This is a genomic window from Peribacillus sp. NPDC006672, from assembly GCF_050274955.1.
Classification (GTDB): Bacteria; Bacillota; Bacilli; order Bacillales; family DSM-1321; genus Peribacillus.
On the sequence record NZ_JBNNOR010000007.1, the window covers coordinates 128,558 to 150,945 of the forward strand.

General features: G+C 41.2%; 23 protein-coding genes, 2 pseudogenes and 2 riboswitches. Of the genes and pseudogenes, 6 read left to right on the forward strand and 19 right to left on the reverse strand.

The window, feature by feature from the left end; all coding sequences use genetic code 11:
• Positions 1–10: 10 nt before the first annotated feature.
• The 14 genes from ACQKKK_RS13325 to ACQKKK_RS13390 are packed head-to-tail and all read right to left on the reverse strand — an operon-like array spanning position 11 to position 12,661.
• The gene (locus ACQKKK_RS13325; RefSeq protein WP_427616620.1) at positions 11–547 is read right to left on the reverse strand and encodes a cob(I)yrinic acid a,c-diamide adenosyltransferase; all 537 of its coding nucleotides are present in this window, start codon (positions 545–547) and stop codon (positions 11–13) included.
• Positions 548–562: 15 nt separating this feature from the next.
• Positions 563–1,126: a nitroreductase family protein gene (locus ACQKKK_RS13330; RefSeq protein WP_427616621.1), complete on the reverse strand. Its 564-nt coding sequence runs from the start codon at positions 1,124–1,126 to the stop codon at positions 563–565.
• Entirely contained in the window at positions 1,105–1,914 is an 810-nt protein-coding gene (cobA, locus tag ACQKKK_RS13335; RefSeq protein ID WP_427616622.1) for a uroporphyrinogen-III C-methyltransferase, read from the reverse strand. The genes ACQKKK_RS13330 and cobA overlap by 22 nt, the downstream gene beginning before the upstream one ends.
• A 57-nt stretch (positions 1,915–1,971) precedes the next feature.
• Complete coding sequence (locus tag ACQKKK_RS13340; protein WP_427616623.1) at positions 1,972–3,345, reverse strand: cobyrinate a,c-diamide synthase; 1,374 nt, start codon at positions 3,343–3,345, stop codon at positions 1,972–1,974.
• Positions 3,346–3,361: 16 nt separating this feature from the next.
• Complete coding sequence (locus tag ACQKKK_RS13345; protein ID WP_427616624.1) at positions 3,362–4,486, reverse strand: cobalt-precorrin 5A hydrolase; 1,125 nt, start codon at positions 4,484–4,486, stop codon at positions 3,362–3,364.
• A complete protein-coding gene (gene cobM / locus ACQKKK_RS13350) occupies positions 4,483–5,259 on the reverse strand; it encodes a precorrin-4 C(11)-methyltransferase (protein ID WP_427616625.1) in 777 nt (258 codons plus the stop codon). Before cobM ends, ACQKKK_RS13345 begins: the two co-directional genes overlap by 4 nt.
• Positions 5,256–5,963, reverse strand: coding sequence for a precorrin-2 C(20)-methyltransferase (gene cobI, locus ACQKKK_RS13355; protein WP_427616626.1), 708 nt, complete (start codon positions 5,961–5,963; stop codon positions 5,256–5,258). Before cobI ends, cobM begins: the two co-directional genes overlap by 4 nt.
• A complete protein-coding gene (cbiE, locus tag ACQKKK_RS13360; protein WP_427616773.1) occupies positions 5,956–7,170 on the reverse strand; it encodes a precorrin-6y C5,15-methyltransferase (decarboxylating) subunit CbiE in 1,215 nt (404 codons plus the stop codon). The genes cobI and cbiE overlap by 8 nt, the downstream gene beginning before the upstream one ends.
• On the reverse strand, positions 7,133–8,266 hold the full coding sequence (locus tag ACQKKK_RS13365) for a cobalt-precorrin-5B (C(1))-methyltransferase (protein WP_427616627.1): 1,134 nt from the start codon (positions 8,264–8,266) through the stop codon (positions 7,133–7,135). Before ACQKKK_RS13365 ends, cbiE begins: the two co-directional genes overlap by 38 nt.
• Before the next feature lie 5 nt (positions 8,267–8,271).
• Entirely contained in the window at positions 8,272–8,919 is a 648-nt protein-coding gene (locus ACQKKK_RS13370; protein WP_427616628.1) for a precorrin-8X methylmutase, read from the reverse strand.
• A gap of 12 nt (positions 8,920–8,931) precedes the next feature.
• A complete protein-coding gene (gene cobK / locus ACQKKK_RS13375; protein ID WP_427616629.1) occupies positions 8,932–9,702 on the reverse strand; it encodes a precorrin-6A reductase in 771 nt (256 codons plus the stop codon).
• Positions 9,699–10,604: a sirohydrochlorin chelatase gene (locus ACQKKK_RS13380; RefSeq protein ID WP_427616630.1), complete on the reverse strand. Its 906-nt coding sequence runs from the start codon at positions 10,602–10,604 to the stop codon at positions 9,699–9,701. Before ACQKKK_RS13380 ends, cobK begins: the two co-directional genes overlap by 4 nt.
• Positions 10,605–10,622: 18 nt before the next feature.
• A complete protein-coding gene (cobJ, locus tag ACQKKK_RS13385) occupies positions 10,623–12,278 on the reverse strand; it encodes a precorrin-3B C(17)-methyltransferase (RefSeq protein ID WP_427616631.1) in 1,656 nt (551 codons plus the stop codon).
• Between the two features lie 14 nt (positions 12,279–12,292).
• Positions 12,293–12,661 (reverse strand): (2Fe-2S) ferredoxin domain-containing protein, encoded by a 369-nt coding sequence (locus ACQKKK_RS13390; RefSeq protein ID WP_427616632.1) that lies wholly within the window; start codon positions 12,659–12,661, stop codon positions 12,293–12,295.
• A gap of 151 nt (positions 12,662–12,812) precedes the next feature.
• Positions 12,813–13,002, reverse strand: a riboswitch (cobalamin riboswitch).
• A 203-nt stretch (positions 13,003–13,205) separates the two neighbouring features.
• Positions 13,206–13,402: riboswitch (cobalamin riboswitch) on the forward strand.
• Positions 13,403–13,578: 176 nt separating this feature from the next.
• Between ACQKKK_RS13390 and ACQKKK_RS13395 the strand changes: the two genes are divergently transcribed.
• From ACQKKK_RS13395 to ACQKKK_RS13410, 4 genes are read left to right on the forward strand one after another with little or no spacing between them, the layout of a single operon-like run.
• On the forward strand, positions 13,579–14,322 hold the full coding sequence (locus ACQKKK_RS13395) for an energy-coupling factor ABC transporter permease (RefSeq protein WP_427616633.1): 744 nt from the start codon (positions 13,579–13,581) through the stop codon (positions 14,320–14,322).
• Between the two features lies 1 nt (position 14,323).
• On the forward strand, positions 14,324–14,635 hold the full coding sequence (locus ACQKKK_RS13400) for an energy-coupling factor ABC transporter substrate-binding protein (protein WP_427616634.1): 312 nt from the start codon (positions 14,324–14,326) through the stop codon (positions 14,633–14,635).
• Positions 14,622–15,398: a cobalt ECF transporter T component CbiQ gene (gene cbiQ, locus ACQKKK_RS13405; RefSeq protein WP_427616635.1), complete on the forward strand. Its 777-nt coding sequence runs from the start codon at positions 14,622–14,624 to the stop codon at positions 15,396–15,398. The genes ACQKKK_RS13400 and cbiQ overlap by 14 nt, the downstream gene beginning before the upstream one ends.
• Positions 15,399–15,416: 18 nt before the next feature.
• On the forward strand, positions 15,417–16,262 hold the full coding sequence (locus ACQKKK_RS13410; RefSeq protein WP_427616636.1) for an energy-coupling factor ABC transporter ATP-binding protein: 846 nt from the start codon (positions 15,417–15,419) through the stop codon (positions 16,260–16,262).
• Between the two features lie 102 nt (positions 16,263–16,364).
• Here the strand turns inward: ACQKKK_RS13410 and ACQKKK_RS13415 are convergent, their stop codons facing one another.
• The 4 genes and pseudogenes from ACQKKK_RS13415 to ACQKKK_RS13430 all read right to left on the reverse strand — a co-directional run bounded on the left by ACQKKK_RS13415 (position 16,365) and on the right by ACQKKK_RS13430 (position 19,526).
• Positions 16,365–16,586, reverse strand: coding sequence for a YozQ family protein (locus ACQKKK_RS13415; RefSeq protein ID WP_427616637.1), 222 nt, complete (start codon positions 16,584–16,586; stop codon positions 16,365–16,367).
• A gap of 322 nt (positions 16,587–16,908) precedes the next feature.
• A pseudogene (locus ACQKKK_RS13420) lies at positions 16,909–17,381 on the reverse strand (SpoVR family protein); the annotation flags it as partial.
• 352 nt (positions 17,382–17,733) lie between these two features.
• Positions 17,734–18,933, reverse strand: a complete 1,200-nt coding sequence (locus tag ACQKKK_RS13425; protein ID WP_427616638.1) for a hypothetical protein — start codon at positions 18,931–18,933, stop codon at positions 17,734–17,736.
• Between the two features lie 47 nt (positions 18,934–18,980).
• Entirely contained in the window at positions 18,981–19,526 is a 546-nt protein-coding gene (locus tag ACQKKK_RS13430) for a metal-dependent hydrolase (protein ID WP_427616639.1), read from the reverse strand.
• A gap of 160 nt (positions 19,527–19,686) precedes the next feature.
• Between ACQKKK_RS13430 and ACQKKK_RS13435 the strand changes: the two genes are divergently transcribed.
• Positions 19,687–19,836: a YolD-like family protein gene (locus ACQKKK_RS13435; protein ID WP_427616640.1), complete on the forward strand. Its 150-nt coding sequence runs from the start codon at positions 19,687–19,689 to the stop codon at positions 19,834–19,836.
• 390 nt (positions 19,837–20,226) lie between these two features.
• Positions 20,227–20,499 (forward strand): annotated as a pseudogene (locus tag ACQKKK_RS13440) (transposase); the annotation flags it as partial.
• A gap of 85 nt (positions 20,500–20,584) precedes the next feature.
• Here ACQKKK_RS13440 and ACQKKK_RS13445 read toward each other — a convergent pair.
• Positions 20,585–22,012, reverse strand: coding sequence for an alanine/glycine:cation symporter family protein (locus tag ACQKKK_RS13445; protein WP_427616641.1), 1,428 nt, complete (start codon positions 22,010–22,012; stop codon positions 20,585–20,587).
• Between the last annotated feature and the right edge of the window lie 376 nt (positions 22,013–22,388).

The window sequence follows — 22,388 nt, forward strand, 5'->3', positions numbered from 1 at the left end:
GCTCACCCCCTTAAAACTCTAATCCTTTGACAGCGCCGATGCCCTCGTCATAATAATGCTTGGTAGCCTCAATCGATGAAACCAAATCGGCCATTTCCATAAGCTCTGGCCTGGCATCCCTGCCGGTAATGACTACATGCATATGAGCGGGACGATTTCGAATCGCATCGATGACTTCAGTTAATGGCAAGACATCTTCAATCGGAAATTTGGAAATCGCCAATGCATTGTTCAACTCATCCAAAACAAGTAAATCAATGCCAGGATCACTAAGGGCCAGTCTTGCCTTTTCCCAAGCTAACGATAATGCGTTACGGTGCTCTTCTGGAGTTTTGGTCCATGTAAAACCAATACCTAGCTGTTCCATTTCAACTCCTAATTTTTTTAAAGCCAACGCTTCTCCATATGTACGCTCTGGAGATTTTATGAACTGAAGGAATTTGACATTCATTCCTCTGCCGATTGCCCGTAAAGTCACCCCTAATGAGGCAGTCGTTTTCCCTTTCCCATTTCCGGTATATATAAGAAACAGTCCTCTGCGAGCCATCTTATTCGCCTACCTTCATAACCAAACTGTTTTTTCTATGTATGAAGTTCTTTTAGTAGCAGGAACAGGTTGATCACCTTTAGGGTATCCGACAAAAATGGTGCCGATCACTTTTTTGTTTTCCGGTGAACCGATAAATCCGTGCAGGCGTTCATCCCTGACAAGACCCACTCCCCTAGTACGCCAAACGAATCCAAGACCCAGTTCTTTTGCGGCAAGCCACATCGAATGGACGGCACAACAAGAAGCAAATACATTGTCTTCGGATGAATCTGGATCATCAGGCAAAATATCGGAAGTCACGACAATGATAAGCGGTGTCGTCTTAACAACTTCCAATGAACTGTCAATCAATTTCGGTTTGGTCGGGAAGCGTTCATGTAAATACTTTTCTGCCAGTCTTTCATAACGGTGCTTCGCTTCTCCCTTGATGACATAAAAACTCCACGGTTCACGCAGGCGATCGTTAGGGGCATATGTTGCTGCTTCCAATAACTGCATGATTTTTTTGTCTTCCACTTCTTTATCTTCGTAGTTCCTTATTGCCCTGCGTTCCTTCAATTCTTGAATGATGGACATTCCGACTCATTCCCTTCAATAATGGACTCTGATTCAATCACTCTTTCAAACCATTGGATTTTTTCTCTTAATTGGACGACATCACCTACTAGGAAGATTGACGGATTTTGAATTTCTTCTTTCAAAGCTAGTAAAGGAATCGAATTCAACGTACCGGTGATCGTCCTTTGTTTATCTGTCGTACCCCATTCAATGACGGCCACCGGTGTTTCTCCGTCCCTGCCATGCCCCATCAATTTTTCACAGATAAACGGCATATTACCTATTCCCATATAAAAAGCGATGGTATCGATGCCTTGAGCCAACGCCTGCCAATTTAGGTTATCCTGTCCCTTGTAATCACGGCCATGGCCTGTCACAATCGCATAACTTGATGCATGTTCACGGTGGGTAACCGGGATGCCTGCATAAGCCGGAGCCGCGATACCCGCTGTGATTCCCGGGACGATATCATATTCAATCCCGTTAGCAGCCAGTATCTCAGCTTCCTCACCGCCCCGCCCGAAGACAAATGGATCTCCGCCCTTTAATCGGGTGACATTTTTACCCTGTAAGGCTTTTTCCACAAGAAGTTCATGAATTTCATTTTGAATGAAATGATGTTTCCCTGGTGATTTCCCGCAATACACCAGTTCTGCATTTTCTTTTGCATAGGTTAATAGTTCTGGATTGACAAGCCTGTCATATGCAATGACATCCGCCTTTTGGATACATTCCAGTCCATATACCGTAATCAGTTTCGGATCTCCGGGACCCGCACCGACCAGATGTACTTTTCCCGGTTTCATGCTCGTGCCTCCTCTTAATCTTCAAAAAATACCTTTTACTTGATGATAGTTTCCTGGTTAGATCTGTTTTTTTTGTTTTAAGCAAGCATCGATCCAGTTCTTTGCAAGTGTTGGATTGGAAGCAAAATGAAAGTGGGTATACCCGGCAACAAGGTTACCCAATATACACCCTTCTTGTTTCGAACCGAATCTGCCTTTGGACTCATAAGCATGTGTAAGATCACCATCTGCTTCAAATGTCGAATAGTGGAATTCATGACCTTTTGCCTGCTCAATTTCATTGATCAAAAAATTGCTTTGTGTTCCTGTAATTTCACGATATCCAAGTGCTGCAAGCTTTTTCTGCATCTTAATCCTGCCTGGTATCATCCCTGCCATCTGGTGCGTTTCTCCGGAAGTTGTTTCAATTGATTTGCTCAAAAACATGAAACCACCACATTCTGCTAGAGTCGGCATCCCCTTTTCAATAGAGCTTCTGATGGATTTAATAGCACCCAAATGACCAGAAAGTTCGTCTGCAAATTCCTCCGGAAACCCCCCTCCAAGATATAAACCATCAGCATCCAATGGAACTTCTTCCCCTTTTAATGGAGAAAAATACTTGATGTTCGCCCCATTCGCTTCAAGCAACTCAAGGTTTTCCTGATAATAAAAATTAAAGGCCGCATCTTTTGCGACGGCAATGCACACGCCTTTTTTATTTTGAGGCTGAAATATATTTGAATTCCCGCTGGAAACGGCGCTAGTCATGGACAAACTGTACAACTGATCGATATCGATCGTTTCCATGACTAAGTGTGCCAGTCTTTCGAAAAACGGGTCAAGTTCCCCGCGCTCAATAGCAGGAATTAAGCCCAAATGACGGCTAGGAATATCAATATCCAATTCCCGCTTCATATATCCCAGCACCGGAACATCGCATTCTTGCTCGATGGCCGCTTTGACAATTTGGTAATGCCCTACACTTCCCACTTGATTGGCAATTACCCCAATGATGTTCGGACCGGTTGAAAAGTCCTGAAACCCTTTTACAATTGCAGCTGCACTTCGCGCCATGCTGGCACAGTTGACTACCAACAAGACAGGGCTTTGGGTGATCATGCTGATTTCAGCCGTCGATCCTGTATTGGATAAAGGACTTTTGCCATCGAAAAAGCCCATGACTCCTTCGATGATTGAGATATCAGCTCCAATACTTGCTTTGTTAAGAATTTCGCGGACGGTATCGTGTTCAAACATCCAACTGTCAAGATTGCGTGAAATTCGTCCTGTAACTGCGGTATGATAGGTTGGATCAATATAGTCAGGACCACATTTGAACCCTTGAACGGTATAGCCTTTCTTCTGGAGGGCTGCCATGATTCCGATGGTCAATGTCGTTTTTCCGACACCGCTTCCGGTACCTGCAATCACCAATCTTCTATCGTTCATTTATATTTCTACCTCCTTAAAAAGGAATGATCCCAACTGATATGGTTACGTTACCCGATTTTTTCTTAACCAGCTCCAATTGTTCAGCTTTAGTATAAATCCTGACAGCCGGTTCACTCACACCGTATGCACCTGTATATTTAAATACTGTATCGGATGGCGCTTTGATTTGAGCTTGATTAAGCTCTTCCGGTTCATAATGTACAAAGTCCCAGCCAAATTTCTTAACTACTTCAATCAAGCCAATTTCGTCTTTCTTTAAGGAAATTGTACAGATCGCTTTAACGCTTTTTAGGGAAAATGATAATTCCGCTAGTGTTTCTGCAATCACCTGCTCAATTTCAGCTGCCCCTGTTCCCCTATTGCACCCGATACCAAGAGCAATGACTTTTGGACGATATACGATTCCATTTTCAAGGATCCTCTTTTCCGACTGGCTAAGAATACGGTGAGTTACGACCAGCGCTGCTTGCGGCTTTGCGTGAAGCGCTTCTTCAATGGATGGATATGCGATTATTCGTTCAGGTAATGCCGTTTCATAAGTCCACCAATTCCGTTCACCTGATTCCTGTACAATGGCAACATGCTCTTCATTTACAACGGAGGCACTTACTGGCGTCAATTTTTTTGCAGAATCCCAAATCCAGCCGAAGCGCTGACCGAATAGGTCGACAGGAATCGTTTTTTGTACATCTGAAGCAGTGGTGATTATAGCTCTTGCGTCAAGGGCTGCAGCAACTTCCTTAGTCAGTTCATTCGCTCCTCCCAGATGCCCTGACAGTACACTGATAACATTTTCCCCTTTATCATCAATGACAACGACACCCGGATCCGTTTTCTTATCCTTCAAAATGGGAGCAATCATCCTGACTACTGCACCGAGTGAAATAATTAATATGATTCCTTTATATTCCTTGAATAAAGCTGGTAATAGCATACGGACACTGCCCGAAAAAAGCTGGATCTGTTTATGCTCTTCGTCCCCTTTTTCAAACTTGCTCATGTAATATAGATCGGAATTTGAAAAAACGGTATGTAATTTTCGTGCCAGCTCGACACCATGCTTTGTAATTGCCACGATCGCATAAGTATGAGACCGTTTAATGGGAGCAAGTTCCTCTTCCTTCAATTCAATGATCATGGCTTAACACCTTTTCTGAAACCGTGGGTAAAACTCGCATCATATAATTTGGAACGGTATTCATCTTTATCATGGATAGCAGGGTCTAACGCCCATCCAGCCAAAATCATCGCATGCTTGCGGATACCATTTTGACGCATATCATCATCTAAGTTCACTAACGTGGTACGAACGATTTTTTGGTCCGGCCATGTTGCCCTTTGAATGACTGCTACCGGAGTATCATCCTTCCAACCGGCTTCCTGGAGTTCTTTAACGATTTTTTTGGTCAAGGTCGCACTCAAGAAGAGGGCAATCGTACAGTGATGGCTTGCCAAATCACGTAACTTCTCAAATTCCGGAACAGGCGTACGTCCTTCAGCCCTCGTCAATATGAGTGTCTGAGTTAAATCCGGGATAGTCAGCTCTGCCCCTATTGCCGCTGCTGAGGCGAATACCGAACTTACTCCAGGGATCACCTCATAACCAATACCCTCTTTCTTCAAAAGGACAATTTGTTCCATGATTGCACCGTACATGGCAGGATCCCCAGTATGGATTCTAGCAACCATCTTTCCTTCTTTAACACGCTCAACCATGATTCCAACAATTTCCTCCAAATGCATTCCAGCCGTTTTTAGCACCTCGGCCTCGGGTTTTGCCTTTGCAATCAATTCTTCATTCACTAATGAATCCGTATATAAAATCACATCAGCGGTTTGGAGAATGTTCAAACCTTTCACAGTAATCAAATCCGGATCTCCTGGGCCAGCACCTACAATATATATCTTCATTTTCTCACCACCATCAATGTTAAGTATTCTAGTTCAAGTCCTTCCAATTCACTCATTTTCCAAATCACTTCTTCATCGGATGTGACTTTGGTTACGACCGAGGCCTTTTCAAGCAAGTTTAAATCTTTTAAAACAGTAATCATTAAATCGATGACTTTTGCCACTTTGATGAACACTACAGCATCATGATCCTCAATCGCCTTCTTCATCGCTTCATAATCATCCCTTGCCGGAACAATCGCGACATGATCATCACCATCCGCCAAAGCGATGCCCAACCTTGATGCTGATCCATTAAACGAAGAAATGCCTGGGACTGTCTTGATTTCGACTTCGGGATGCAACTCCTGCATCAATTTCATCATATGTATGAATGTACTATATAAAAGCGGATCACCTTCCGTAACGAAAGCAACATCTTTTCCTTCATATAATTTTTGCCAAACCTTTTCAACCGTTCCGTTCCATTCCCGATCCAAAATCGCTTGATCTTTCGTCATCGGAAAAACTAGGCCCAGCATTTCCTTCTCTTCAGGACGAATGTAAACTTCAACAATGCGATGGGCGTAGCTTTTACTCCCTTTTCTTTTTTTTGGATACGCAATGACCGGAGATTCCTGAATCACGCGAAATGCCTTTACTGTAATAAGCTCCGGATCGCCCGGGCCCACCCCAAGGCCATATAATGTACCAAGATTACTCATTCATGTCTTCCTTTCGTTGTGCAGTAATGATATAAACCGGATTAAGCGGTACGAATCTGTTCATTCCCAATATTGGCTTACTTCGGGAAATTTGCGCATGCATGATGGAAGTGTGAAAATCAGCTTCCGCAAATGCCTCATTAGCCCGGTAAAGATTCTCGATCGTTGCAGCATTTAAAACGATCCTGCCGCCTTCTTTCAGCCGTTTGCAGCAAGTATTGATTAGATCTACCATTTCGCCGCCAGTCCCGCCAATAAAAATCCCATCAGGATCCGGAAAATTTTCTAGGCCTTGCGGAGCTTTTCCATGAATAGCTGTTATATCGGTACGGAATTTTCGTTGGTTTTGATAACAGTTTTCTAAATCAGGCTCATTTTTTTCAATTGCGAAGATTTGCCCTTCTGATGCAAGCTTAGCCGCTTCAATTGCCATTGATCCCGTACACGTCCCGACATCCCAAACTATGCTGTTTTTTCTGAGTTTCAACGCATGCAGGCTTAATACTCGAATTTCCTTTTTGGTTATGAGTCCTTTATCCGGCCTCCGTTGCAAAAATTCTTCATCCTCTATCCCTAAAGACCAGCTTGGACCTTCTGATTTTCTTTTTAAAATGACAACATTCAACGGGGAGAATTCCCGCTCCATCATTTCATCAAGTTCATACCAGCCAGAGTCTTCAGTTTCTCCTTGAAGATTTTCAGCCACGAATGCCCGATATTCTGTCATTCCATATGAAAGGAGATATTTAGCCAGTTGGTTTGGACTATTTTCGATATCAGTAAGCAAGGCAACTTTTGCTTTCCCATCAATCCTTTGGGCCAGCCCTTTCATACTGCGGCCATGAATACTAACTAGGAAAGCATCTTGCCAGCTTTCACCCATTTTTGCAAAAGCAAGCTGAATGGAACTGAAATATGGGTAAACTTCCATGTTGATTTTGCTGGAAAGATAGCCTCCCATTCCGTAAAACAATGGGTCACCGGAAGCTAAGACAACTGTTGGACGAGTTTCATCCTGCAGTTGTTCCACCACTTTCTTCAAACCGGCCTTTATGACGATCTTCTTGCCAGAATAGTTCGGAAAGAAGGATAAGACCCGCTCACCTCCGACCAGCACTTCACTTTCTTCTATCCATTGGGCATATTGGGGCAGTAAGCTTTCCTGACCGTTATCCCCTATCCCGATTAATTTCATCGATTGACTCAATTCCAACAGCCCTTCCCAGTAATTGTCCTTTCAACGAATAAATCGCCGTTTCCATTTCAATGCCACCCTTCACTTGCTTTATGGCAGAGTGACAGCAGGATTCACATAATTTATTAAAAAAATCAAAATTATTGATCGCTGACATCATGTCCCCAACTTGTGATGCTGTGTTTGCATTCTTGATTTCAAGAACAAGATCATCTCCAGCTCCAACGCCTTGGGCTATTTCCGACAGAAAATCGAAGTCGACCGGGGCACTCTTTGAATGCACCATCATCACACCTTGGGCAACTTTAGAAAATTTCCCCATCATGCCGACCAGTGATACCTTTTTAATTCCCTGCCTCTTACATTGCTTAAGTGAGAAGCCCACAAAGTCACCCATTTCAATAAAGGCTTCCTCCGGTAAACCCTGAAGAAGGCCCATTGCATACTTTTCACTTCGCCCGCCAGTGGTTAAGACAAGATGCTCACAACCACTCGCTTTGGCGACACTTATAGCCTGGACGATACTTGCCATGTAGGCCGAACTGGAAAAAGGGACGACGGTGCCCCTTGTTCCCAAAATGGAAATGCCCCCCACAATCCCCAAGCGGCCATTTAATGTTTTTTTCGCTATTTCTTCACCTGCGGGTACGGAAATAACGACTTTCACTCCTCTATTGATCTTAAATTCTTCCAATGTTTGTTGCACAGTGGTTAAAATCATTTTGCGCGGTACAGGATTAATGGCCGCTTCCCCTACCGGAACCGGAAGCCCGGGTTTGGTAACACGACCCACACCAGTCCCTCCATCCAAGATAATCCCAGGTACATCGGACCAGCTGACAGTAGAAATGATATGTGCCAGATGGGTGGCATCGGGATCATCTCCGGCATCTTTTATCGTTTCTGCACTAACCGCATTTTCCGATATATTATATTTCTCAATAGTGAAAGTGGCATCTCGGCCGATAGGCAAGGAAATTGTTGCTTCCTCCAGCGCATCCCCCGTGATCAAGGCGGTCAATGCCGCTTTCGTCACGGCAGTCGAACATGCCCCTGTCGTATATCCATGACGCATTTGTGAGGGGTCTTTTTTTACTCTCTTTTCCATATTTTTTAACTATCAGCTAAAAGGGAAATCGCGTTCAATGCTGCAACAGTGACAGTACTTCCACCTTTTCGGCCAATATTCGTAATGAATGGAACTTCTGTGATCTTAGCGAGTTCCTCTTTAGATTCCGCTGCAGAAACAAACCCAACAGGCATTCCAATGATTAAGTCCGGTTTTGCAATCCCTTCTCTAATAAGGCGAATGAGCTCAAGTAAAGCTGTAGGTGCATTGCCAATGGCATAAATGCCCCCTTCATTTTCCTTTACGGCTTTTTGCATCGAAATGATCGCTCTAGTCGTATTCAAACGTTTGGCTTCGACCATCACATCTGGATCTGAAATATAGCAATGCACGTCCCCGCCATGTTTTTGAAATCTTTTTTTTCCTGTACCGCTCTCGATCATTTGCACATCCGCAATGACATGCCTGCCTTTGCGAATGGCTTCCACACCAGCTTGAATGGCATTTGGATGGATGATGACACTTCTTCCCAATTCAAAATCCGCTGAAGCATGAATGACCCGGCGGACGATCTTCCATTCATCTTCGGAAAAATCATGATGACCCATTTCTTCAGCTATCATTGCAAAGCTATAATCATATATTTTGTCTGGGTCTACCGTTAGTGGTTTAAAATCCGTTTTAAAATCCATCTTGCATTCCTCCTATTTTTCATTTAGCTGTTTATTCAACTCGACAATGACATGATCAAAACTGGAATGGACATTTTGATAGTCGACATTTGGTCGCGATATCATAATCGTCTCTATTCCACATTCCAACGCGGCTTCCAATTTCTCGTCAACCGCACCGACCTTGCCACTTTCCTTCGTTATCATCAATGTGACGCCATACTGGTTATATAGAGCTTTATTTAATTCTTTGGAAAATGGACCTTGAATCGCAACGATATTTTTTTGTTCTATGCCTAGCTGCGAACATTTTTCCATATTGTCAATGCGTGGCAGCATTCTTGCTATGACTCTGGTATTCTCGAGTCCTACTAATTCTTTTGCGAACACCGCTAAGGTTTTACTTCCGGTCGTAAGCATGATGACTCCCTTTTTTGAAGCGGCAAGCTTGGCAGCTTCCTCATAATCACGGACAACTATCAATTTGTCATTCTGAAACCGTTGACTTTCACGCTCATAACGAATATATGGAACATTTGCTGCCTTTGCTCCGTTAAGGGCGTTTTTGGACGCTTCTTCCGCAAATGGGTGACTTGCATCAACTACAGCCTGAAAACCTTTTTCAGAAATTAAAGATGTCATATCCTCTGCAGTTAATCGGCCAATCCGGGTGGATATTCCTGCATCTTGCAAACTCTTCGCCGCCGACCCGGTTACAACAGTTGCCAAAACCTTGAATCCCACCTGCTGCATCTCAATCGCTAATTCCCTTGCATCACTTGTACCCGCCAAGAACAAAATCATTTTGTTGTCTCCACCACTTGCTCATCGTGGTCGTGATCATGGTCGTGGTCGTGGTGATGGTCGTGATCATGATCGTGATGATGATGGTGGGCATGTCCATGTTCTTCGACATGTTTACGATAGTTTTCCAAATCACGTACCCCACTTGATCTGCCTTCGCTAGCTTCAATTACACGTTCTTGCAGAATGTTCTGTAAGGTTGGATGATACCCAAAATACTTCGCCAAAATAAATTCTCGATCACGATATTGCGCTTGATAGCCTTTCAGCATATCCTCCATTCTTTCCATTAACACACCCGTGAAAAGGAAATATGGCAGCATCACAATTTTTTTTGCCCCTAACCGGATGCATCGATCAATCCCCTCATCCACGTGTGGGTCCGTTACACCCATGAAGGCTGTTTCGACCCATTTCACGTTTAATTTTTCCCATAATAATCGTGAAATCTTATATATATCACTATTTGCATCAGCATCACTGCCACCTCGGCCAATTAGCAAAATCGCTGTCTCAGGCTGTTCCGAGGATGTATCGAATCCGACTTCCTCAAGACGATCTGTCAGGATCGTCAATACATCATGGTGGACCCCGATCGTTTGACCATATGTGAATTTCACTTCTGGATACTTGGTTTTCCCATCCTCTATTTCAGCTGGGATATGTAATTTCGAATGTCCTGCATGCAACAAAATGATCGGAATGACGATAACTTCCGTAGCCCCACGTTTAACACAATTATCAATACCTTTGGATATATTCGGTGTCGCAAACTCCAAGAAGCACGTTTCCACCAAAAAGCCGTCATCCATTGCCGAAATCATATTTTTAATAAAGTGAAGGACTTCTTCATTTCCTGAAGCCAAGCGGCTTCCGTGTCCTACGAACAAAACTGCTTTCATTTACTTTCCCCCTCTTAATTAGTCTTCACAAGGCGCAGGCTCTATGTTTATTTTGGGAGCAATGTCCTGATAAGAAAAACTCTGAATCTTTTTTGCACGTTTAAAGTATTTAAAAAGGCGCTCATTTGGATGGGCATTTTGCGTATACTCCTCGACAATGTCCGTAATCAGTTCAACAAGCTGTTCCGGTTCAATGCCTTCAGCAACCGGCTGACCTGGATGGGCTGTTCTTCCAACCGGCTTAGCTCCAAGAAATAAGTCGAACTTCCCTTTTCGGAAGACAATCCCGATATCATCCATTACAGCACTATAACAAGCCATTCCACACCCATTAAAACCGATGTTCAGTTCCTTAGGCATTTTCATTCCGCCAAGCACCCGGTGAATTTCATCCGCATAAGGAATGGATTCCGCTTTTTCACCATCACAGAAATCACAGGCTTTTAATGTCAGTACATCCCCAATTGGTGATAATAAAAAGTTTGCTGATTGCAATTTTCCAGTAATAACCTCTGGATCTGTTGTAGGAATCTTTAAAACGATTTTATGATTTGGCGTGTATTCCATCGTTCCTTTCTCTCCAACAACTTCTGCAAGTGTCATCATTTGTTTGGGAGTAAATTGCTTGTTCGCCACACCTGGGCTAACGGCAAGCTCGAATACCGACTCAATTTTTTGCTGAACAGCTGGCGTAATTGATTGCTGGACTGTTTGACCCTTAACTTTTATGAGTGCTTCCATTGCCACTTCAAAAGAAGTGCGCTTTTTTTCTGGGGCTTTTGTAAGCAATCCAACTCCGCCAGTCGACTCGGTGTACGCTTCCTGCATAGATGCCGTTTCTTGATCTAATGCCCACGGTTCCGCTTCTTTTTGCAGACGTTGATGCGGCTTCAATGGTTGCTTTTCCGAATTCAAAGTATATTTCCTCTGATAGCCTCTTGGTGTGATGATTTTATCATCATATAAAAAGGTGGATGAGTTACCAATAATGACGGTGGTCAACATTCCAATATCGTGATTCAACATATCTTTCAAATTGGTTATGATAATATCCTGCCTATCGCGATATGCACTTTTCACCAACCCTACAGGTGTATCGGGCGAACGGTAGCGAAGGAGAATGTTCTGTGTTTCAACAATTTGCCTAGTCCGCCTGCCGCTACGCGGGTTATAAAGTGCAATGACAAAGTCTGCCATCGCAGCTGCTTCAACCCTTTTAGCAATAAGTTCCCAAGGCGTTAAATGATCACTGAGGCTGATGGTACACGAATCGTGCATGACAGGTGCCCCAAGTAAAGACGCACAAGAGTTGATTGCAGAAATACCAGGGATGACTTCAATGCCCACTCCAGTATCTTCTTTCCACCCCTTTTCAATCAATACTTCATAAACCAACCCTGCCATCCCGTAAACTCCGGCATCACCACTGGAAATTACAGCCACTTTCTTTCCCAGCTCCGCTTGTTTCACTGCTTCCTGAGCACGTGATACCTCTTCAGTCATTCCCGTACTAATAATCGTTTGATCTGTAAGCAGTCCCTGAATGAGTTCAACATAGGTTTTATAACCAATGATGTAGTCACTTTCTTGAAGGGCTTCGACAGCGCGTTTGGTAATGTGTTCAAAATTCCCTGGCCCAAAGCCGACGACGAATAATTTACCGTTAGTACTCATTAAGACATCTCCTTTTACGATTTGTTCTTTGAAATACCCGTATGAGCAGGAAAATCTGGATTAGGGGTCATTTCCCCATCACTGAATTGGTAGATCATCTGGGGCACAAACTCCCCATCATCAATATTATTTACAATCTTCCGACCGTAATCAGGGGTATCCACCCGAAACCATTTCCCTTGGGGATACGCAATCACAACGCAGGCGTCCTTACATCTTCCGTTACAGCGTGTCCTGGTTGTATGGATTTTCATATCCATTCCCTTTGAAGTAATTTCATCGCGAATCGCTTGGGTTACTTCTTCCCCGCCTTTTTTCATGCAACTGCTGCCATTGCAAATCAACAGATGCGTATTTGTACCCTTCAAGTTCCAAGTAGTCATCTTCTTCCTCCTGAGTTCAGGGAAAAGGCAAAATAAAAAACCTTAACATAAGAGTTAAGGTTTTAAAAAAACTATATGAATGAGGAGCCCTCAGCAAATATGCTGAATCTCCCAAAATCGTCATAGTCCTTCTACCTTTCCCTCCGAAAAGTATCATACAATTTCAAAAGCAGGTTTCCTGGCTTACGCTTCATTTTACTTTGTCCCTTCCCGGCATTAAGCCAGTGGTCATCGACAATTTCATCAGCGTTTACAGTAGCGGGGGCTGCATCGGATTTTCACCGATTTCCCTATTATCTCTTGATAATTCACACAAGAGCACTTTTAAAATGAAATATTTGGTTTTATTATACATTTCTAGCTAACTTTATCTATCATATAACAACTTTAGCAAAATTCAAAGTTTATTCCGACTGTTTAGAAAAGTTTAATAGGGTAAATCCAGCTCCACGCCTCGCTTCTCTGCGTTATTAGTCCCCCCAAAAAAAAAGAGAGTGTAGCTGGATTTATTTCTTTATGATAAACTAAACGAGATTTTTCAAAATAATTACATAAGTTTTATGGTGTTGAATTTCTCGGAAATTCAGCTTAAAAGGGAAGCCGGTGAAAATCCGGAGCGGTCCCGCCACTGTAAAGGGAAGTCCTATTGCCTTAAGGTTAATCCACTGTCAAATGAGATGGGAAGGATGTAATGGGATGATGAACCAAAGCCAGGAGACCTGCCATGAAGCGTGAAACTGTTTCAACCTACGAGGATGGGTGTGCGGATCAGGCAGAATAGCCCGTGGTTGGTTTATGCTGAGGAATTCCTGTTCATTACGCACTTCTTTCTTTTTAGAGAAGTGCTTTTTATGTTGTGCGCCGCTTTTCTTCAAAAGCCTTGTTCAAAAAAATTAAAAGTGCTGAAAGGAGAAAGAATGAAAAAAGCCAATTGGAAAATTCTTTATTTTGTCGTTTTACTGCTTCTTGTACCAAAACGAGTTATGGCCATGCATATTATGGAGGGATTTTTACCGATTGAATGGGCCATATTCTGGTGGGCCATTACCCTTCCATTTTTAATCTTGGGTTACCGGTCCATCAGGTCCAAAGTAAAGGAAAACCCGGAAACAAAAATGATACTCGGCCTATCTGGAGCATTTGTATTCATATTATCGGCCCTGAAGATTCCTTCCGTTACGGGAAGTTCTTCACACCCTACAGGAGTTGGTTTGGGTTCCATATTATTCGGACCATTGGCCATGAGTGTCGTGGGTTCCATCGTTCTGTTATTTCAAGCTGTATTACTGGCTCACGGAGGATTGACGACATTAGGTGCCAATGCATTTTCCATGGCTGTATGCGGACCGTTCATTGCTTACTTTGTCTTCAAGGGCGCAACTAAATTGGGGTGGTCTTTTTCTCTTGCCGTTTTCTTGGCAGCTGCTTTTGGAGATTTAGGAACCTATGTGGTAACTTCCGTTCAACTTGCTCTTGCTTTTCCATCCGAGGTAGGGGGATTCATGGCCTCATTTACTAAGTTTGCAGGGATTTTTGCCCTGACCCAAATTCCCCTGGCAATCAGCGAGGGATTATTGACAGTCGTTGTGATGAATTTCTTAAAAAAATACAATCTAGGCGAATTGAAATTGCTGCGAGTTTTATCTAAGGAGGCCCGTTAATATGAAAAAAAGTTTACTGCTGCTTTTCCTGGTCGTCATTCTTGCAACCATACCGTTAATCACCCAACAAGGAACGGAATTTGGCGGTGCAGACGGCGAAGCTGAAGAGGCCATCACTAAAATCCATCCGGAATATAAGCCATGGTTCAACAGTATTTGGGAGCCGCCAGGTGCAGAAACAGAAAGCTTATTATTTGCGCTGCAAGCTGCAATCGGAGCTGGTTTCATTGGATATTTCATTGGCGTAATGAGACAAAGGAATAAGCAAGCCAAACAAGCAATGCCCGAAGAATCCAAGCATGTTGCTCATTGATAAATATGCCTATTTCAATGGGCTAAAGGATGTACATCCGTTGGAAAAGATGATTTTTGCACTCTCCCTTTTGCTTTTTTCCTTAAGTGTAAGGGATATGGCCGTTTCGCTCATCACTTTTACGGTGATGAGTGCTTTAATCATTTTTGCGGCAAGAATCCCACTTTCTTATTATCTGAAATTACTCTTGTTACCGGGGTTCTTTATATTATCAGGTACAATTACCATCCTTTTCTCTTTTACAAGTAAACCCACTCCGATATCTAATATATGGCAGTCCTGGGAAGTCGGAAACTGGCAAATATTCATCAGTGATGACAGCATTGGTACAGCCATCAATTTGACCACTGTCGTATTTGGCAGTATAAGCTGTTTATATTTCTTAACCTTAACAACACCCATTACCGTCATTCTATCCGTGCTGCGAAAACTTAAAGTGCCATCCTTATTGATCGATTTAATAGAATTGACCTATCGCTTCATCTTTATTTTTTTAGATACAGCTGTGGCCATTCACCTATCACAAGCTTCACGACTTGGATATGGCTCGATAAGGCAAGGCATTCGATCTCTCGGGTTACTAATCTCATCATTATTTTTGGGAGTATTCCAGCGCTCTGGGCAATTGACGATGGCCATGAACGCAAGAGGATATCAGGAGAACCTATCATATATCGATGATACTTACACCTATTCCTCCCGCAATTGGCTGATCGCCATTATCATACTAGGAAGCTTAATCTTTATTTATGGATATATATAAATTGGAGGCAATTTAAAAATGGAAGAGCATATTTTTAATATAGAGGGCCTCACCCATCAATTCGCAGATGGAACGTTCGCTATAAAAAATCTTTCACTAACGGTTCAACAAGGTAAAAAGATTGCATTATTAGGCAATAATGGAGCCGGCAAATCAACTCTGTTCCTCCATTTAAATGGTCTTTTACAACCAACATCAGGAACAATCAGATATAAGGGCAAGAAAATTAAATATGACCGTAAAGCATTATTATCATTAAGAAAACAAGTCGGAATCGTTTTTCAAGATCCCGATTCACAGCTTTTTTCCGCTAATGTGCAACAGGATATTTCGTTTGGACCGATGAATTTAGGATGGGAAAGAAATGTAGTCCACGAGAAAGTACAATGGGCGATGGCTCAAACGGAAGTAACGGAATTGAAGGACAGACCCACCCATTTTTTGAGCTTAGGGCAAAAAAAGCGTGTCGCCATTGCAGGGGTACTAGCCATGGAACCCGATGTCTGGCTCTTGGACGAGCCTACCTCTGGACTGGATCCTTATTTCTCCCGACAAATCATGTCTCTGCTGGACAGTATTCACCACCCTGACAAAACGATAATTCTATCAACTCATGATGTTAATTTGGCCTATCAATGGGCTGATGAAGTCGTTGTCATGAACGATGGTAAGGTCATATACCAAGGGGACCCTGTATCCGTTTTTCATGATGAAGACGTTCTGATGAGGGCACATCTGGAGAAACCGTGGGTTTTTGAAATGTTTCAAGCCCTTCTTAAATCAAGGATACCCTCAGAAAAAGACCTTGTCCCAAGAACGAAGGAAGAGTTGCTTCAAAAAATGGAGAGAGAAAGGATTTATTAATTAGATATCCCCTAGCTTGTTTCATAAAGCTAGGGGTTTAAATCGATATTTACTTAAAATATCAGTCGATAATTCTTGTTCCTAAAAAAAATAAAAATTACTTCATTTCCTTTCTTCCTCAGATCCTTCTTTTTTAATCTCAATATCCTTTCCATTTACATCATCAATGGCTGCTTTTATCTCGCCTTCCGCATAAGTATCCGAGACTTGTTCGTGGGTTGTAGCCAATCCCGAAGATACAGCATCTTCCCGTTTATAATCACTGACATCATATATTCTTCCAGCAATTTCTGAAGATTCATTTTTTGATTGCTTGCTATCCATAGTTTTCACTCCTAGTTTTCAAATTGTCCAACCATCGATTGACAGCAGTACTAAAGACAAAGGTATTTTGTGTAAAAAACAAAACAATATTCAATCATGATAGAAAAAAGAGGAAAAAGCCTGACTTTGAGGTGACCCCCAAAAGTTAGAGTTTATGTATTAAGCTGTTAATTGGCTGGTATGAAAATGGTTGCAGTATTAGCAATCGAGGAGCATATTGATCCAGCTCTTCTCCGTCCTGCTTCTACCATCACATTTAAGGATGAAGAGGAAGAAGTACAACATGTGTTACCCCTTACGATGGTTTATGAGTCCGGTTCAATTCTAAAAACGTTTCAACCTCTTTTTTTCCATATTGGATTTCATATTGACGAATGCGATTTGCTGGCCGCCATACTTTCCACCATATCTCGATTTGTATTTTGAAAACGAATATTATTTTTGAAGAAATCACAATGGAGCCAAAACATGAGCCACAATTAACTTATTTTAAATTAACGAATTAGAGTATAATAAAAAGGCGTAACAAGGATTAGAGTTAATAACTAATTCATAAATTTCACTCAAACCAAAATCATATTGTAACTTCATCTTATGAAATTGTTTTCCAAAGCTCCAATGGGAATAACGTGTTGGCATACTTTAAGCACCGAATGTATAAATGATTTCACTTGGACAAATTTCGTATCTCATCAGTTAAAAATCCAGTCCCACTCCCTTAGCAATCTCCGTTATTTCATCAATCGCCCTACTCAAAGCCTCTTGTTCACCTACTTTCTCATTGTTCCCCCTTATTCCTCTTCTCACATCCTATAAAAAGAAGGCTGTTTTCGCATACTTTGTTGCTATTTACCAAGTAGTACGGTGTGGTTGATTTCCCCTCCAGATGCTCGCTTTCCGCGGGGCGGGCGGTGAGCCTCCTCGGCGTAAACGCCTGTGGGGTCTCACCTGTCCCGCTGCTCCCGCAGGAGTCTCGCACTTCCGCTCCAATCAACCTTAAATAGTTTCGTTTTAAAAACAACAATCTTTACGAAAAGAGCCAAAAAGAAAGAAGAAAATGACTAACAACCATATTAAGTTAATTTTTTTGACCTTTGAAGTAGTGAAAAATTCCCCACATGTAATAAATAGTTACCCTCTTTCCGTACTAACTTTTTTTTCTCGATCTCTCTTTTTTTATATCCATACAAACTTCAAAAAATAGCCTTTCTAGATGAATTTTTTCCTCTACATCTGTTACTACTTCATTTAAGCGATTAAATGCTTTAATAATATGTAAACTGTTATTGATGAGTTGTTCTTCTTGTAAATTCTTAAATGCCTGTTTTGTTTCAGGTGAATATTTAGTGCGTGATAGCTTAATTTTCTTAAAAATGTCAAAAATCCTGTCCTCAGATAAGTACGGGCTATAAGAAATAGCTAAAACTAACTCAACTATTCGATCTTTAAATTCCTCTAAATTTTTAAGTTGCTTAAGCTTATCTTTAACGCTATTTACATTGCTATCATGCCTTATCGTAAATATTGGCTCCTCACCCTCAGGTATTGCACCAAATTCATTACCATCCTCATCTTCCAAACGAAAACGGTACTCTAAGGAAAAAACCTTTTCCTTAATTTCATTATTTGTCAGGATTAAACCAAAGTATAAATTTCCAACTCCCACAATTTTTCTAGGGCTCATTGCATCGAACATAATGACAATCTCTGAATCACTTATATAAGCCTTATCTAATGCGTACCATTGATGAGTAGCCTGTGCATGATTATGTAATGCTAATAGTGTCAAATAAATGGCAAGATGATTGTCGTAGTTATTGTATCTAACCGATGTAACTCCCCTAATTAGCCATTCTTCATTCTCTTCAATTAGTCGATACTGGAATTCTTTCAGCGGCTGTAATTTACAAAGTTTCCGAGTAGTATCAACCAATAGTTGTTCTAAATCATTTTCTAAACAGTAAGAAGAGAATTTTCCCATTTGAAATGCCATATCCAAATACTCATAAGTAAATCGATAGACGCCTTCCGCATTTAAAGAATCCTCTGTAAACAGCAAGACTAATTGTTTATTGGAAGAGACCTTATCTATAAAGACGTTTTCTAGCTTTTCTTTAATATCTAACTTTCTGTTATCAATTTTAATAAATTGTTCAATTAATTCTTTACTCCCAAGAATACTGAGATAGTTATTCAAATCCCCGTAATCCTCCAACGGGAATTCTTTTAGGATCTCATCATCTAGGTCTCGCTCTTGTTTAATCAAATACTTAAGGTCCGCTAATTTAGCTGGAGATTCAGAAAATATTTTTCCATTCAAAAAAAATTCATGCAGATGCTTCCCCAAATTCTCCCTCCTCCCCATCACTTATAATATTGAGCATCAATGATAATCTAGCCAAGTGTATTGAACAAAAGACTCAAAATTCCAGTGACTAAATCCGAAATGGATTGAATAAATGGAGTCAGCATTTTATCGTTTAAAATAAAAAATAAGGAAAACAGAATTGCAACGTAATATATTACCGTTTCAACTTTTCCTGAAGTTTTATATGTTAGGGGAGATTTTCTACGCACATTATCAATTGGGGAAAATAAAGGGACACCAGAAACAGAAAAGTAATCGCCCAATATATGAAAGAAATAACCAAGACTAATACCTAGTGTGAATGGATTAGGTACTATCAATAATAAGAAAAGCAAAAGACCTATCCACATACATAGTGAATGGGTAATTCCTCTGTGACCAAACTTTCTTTTTATGATTACCGCTAAACCAAACGACCGCCTTCCAATAAAAGATTTAGGTTCATCTATATCTGGCAATAAACTTCCCAATGACACACCAGCTAAGAAACTAATTGTAAATGGATAAGAAACAGTTGAAACCAATGCTGCACTTAGTGCAATTGATGTAGCCAGGTGTGTTTTATATATCATAAATAAACACCCACTTTTTCTAATGAAGAAACATGTCTATTTAACATAATTGATATGCATGATTTTGATGATTCATTCTAACTTGGATCAGCAACTTAAAATAAAAAGCCACCCACAAGGAACGGACGTTCGTTTTCATTCTAAATAAGGAGTGATTTAGATGACCATTCGAGACAGAGGAAATATTAAATGGACCAATCTGATGCTACCTGAACATATAAAAATGCTAAGAAATTATTTTGACGAGGATTACTACGATGAACCCGAACCCGTGTTGGATGAACAATACCTAGAAGAAATGAATGTTTAATTGCTGCTTCGATGGAGTTTACTTTTCCGATTTCCTTTACGCTTTACAAAAATAATCGACTGAGCAGCGTAGAAGGATGAGTACATTATGTGGTTCAAATGAACGGACATTTAAGAGTGATTGATGTGGACAAACGAATACATAGAATACCCTTTTCAACGATTAAGGGAGCGAAAAAGATATAAATTAAAGTTTGTAAAATAATTAACTTTAGTACAGTAAAATTGCTTGTAAAGATGAAAAGATAAAGAGGAAAAATAAACATAATCAAGAAATTTCAATATATAATACTTCTAATCAATGCATCCCATCTCATCAAAAAGGCGATAAAAACAACTATGAAAAAGGTGATGCATTTAGCTTGATCTTTGGTATTCTGTTGCTTTTGTTTTATCACAGTGTACAGAAAGCAAAGACCATCAAAAAGTGGTGACACGCTATATCTGGCAAAATTATATGGAAGAAGCAGATCATCTTCGTCATCACAAGGATATAAAACCTATCTATGCGAAACGTAAAGAAACAATAAAGCGTATATTCGCAGATGCAAAAGAAAAGCATGGTATGCGTTGGACTACTTTGAGAGGGGTTAAAAAATTGTCGATGCAGGCGATGCTTATTTTCGCTGCCATGAATGTAAAGAAGATGGCAAGAATGGCTTAATATAGTGAGATCGTAGAGGGAATTTCAAAAGGGGTTCGGAATGTTTTCATTCCGAACCCCTTTTGTCTACAATTGTAAGGAAAGCTTAGCTCTCCTTTTTCACATCCACATTATCGGATGGGTCTCCCCAACATTCCACATTTTTCAAACCTTTAATATTGTTTACATGGAAAACAGGATTTTTCCCACTTTTCTTTTGCTTTTGATAATCCGCCAGTGCAGCAAAAGCTATCTTCCCGAGTAATGCTATGGCGATCAGGTTGATAATGGCCATGAGTGCCATCAGCAAGTCAGCTAGCCCCCAAACAAATTTCAGTGAGGCAAGCGAACCGAATATCACCATCCCTACTACTGCGATACGATAGATGTTTAACCAAACCTTATTTTCATTGATGAAGCCGATGTTCGACTCTCCATAATAATAGTTGCCGACAATGGAACTGAAGGCGAATAATAGTACGATAATGGCAAGGAAAATACCTGCCCAAGATCCCAATGCCGTTCCAAGTGCATTTTGGGTAAGGACGATTCCATCCGTTTCTTTCGATGTATAAAGACCTGAGAACAAAACGATGAAGGCCGTTGAACTGCAAATGATGAGCGTATCGACAAAAACACCCAGTGACTGAATGAGTCCTTGTTTGACGGGATGACTTACATCGGCCGTCGCTCCAGCATTAGGTGCACTACCCATCCCGGCTTCATTTGAAAATAGGCCGCGCTTGATTCCCTGCATCATGGCAGCTCCCAGTACTCCGCCAGCCACTTCTTTTATTCCATTAAATGCACTTTCAAAGATCAGAACAAAAATACCCGGTAACTCGGTAATATTCATGATGATGATAATCAACGCCACTATTACATAGGCTCCGGCCATAATCGGGACGATGACTTCAGATACCTTTGCAATCATTTTGATACCGCCAAAAATGATGACAGCTGTGACGGCAGCCAGAATGAGACCCATAACCCACTTTTCGATTCCAAACGATTCATTGAATGCGCTTGAAATCGTATTGGCTTGAACCGAGTTGAAAGCAAGTCCAAATGTAAGCGAAATCAACACAGCGAACGTGACGCCCATCCATCGGGCGTTCAAAGCTTTTTCCATATAATATGCAGGCCCTCCGCGGAATGCATCCCCATCCTTGACCTTATAGATTTGAGCAAGTGTACTTTCAATGAAAGCTGAAGCAGACCCGATCAGTGCTATTAACCACATCCAGAAAACGGCTCCCGGACCGCCCATCGTGATTGCGATGGCAACACCTGCAAGGTTACCCGTTCCTACCCGGGAAGCCGTGCTTATGCAAAAGGCCTGAAAGGACGTCACACCCTTTTTTTCCGCCGTGGCTCCTTCGCCCAAAAGTCTGAACATTTCCCCAACCATCCTGAATTGGACAAACTTCGTGCGTACGGAAAAATAAAGACCCAATCCAATCAACATGATGATCAAAACGGATGACCATAACACATCATTCGTCTCAATAATAAATTTTTCTAACATCCCCATTAAAACAATCCCCTCTACTTCACTTAAATATTATTATCATAAAAACATATACAGCTATAATTTATTTCCCTGTTCATTGGGGAGATAAACAAATGAAGCCCATAAAAAAAAGGAAATTCCAGAATGAATCTCCAATACAATAATTATATTATATCCTAATTCACAATTTTTTTCATTCATGAATTGGTGGAATCAATAGAAAAATATAATATTTCAGTATTCTTCTTAATGATATTAATCTTTCTTCCTCCACTTCATTTTAGTTCAATCCAAACGGCAGTGGAATCCCATTTTTATCCAAATTAATCAAAATCTTTAATATAGCACAAAAAAAATCTCACCTTCTGTTCACTGGTTAACGAGCAAGGCTATTTTC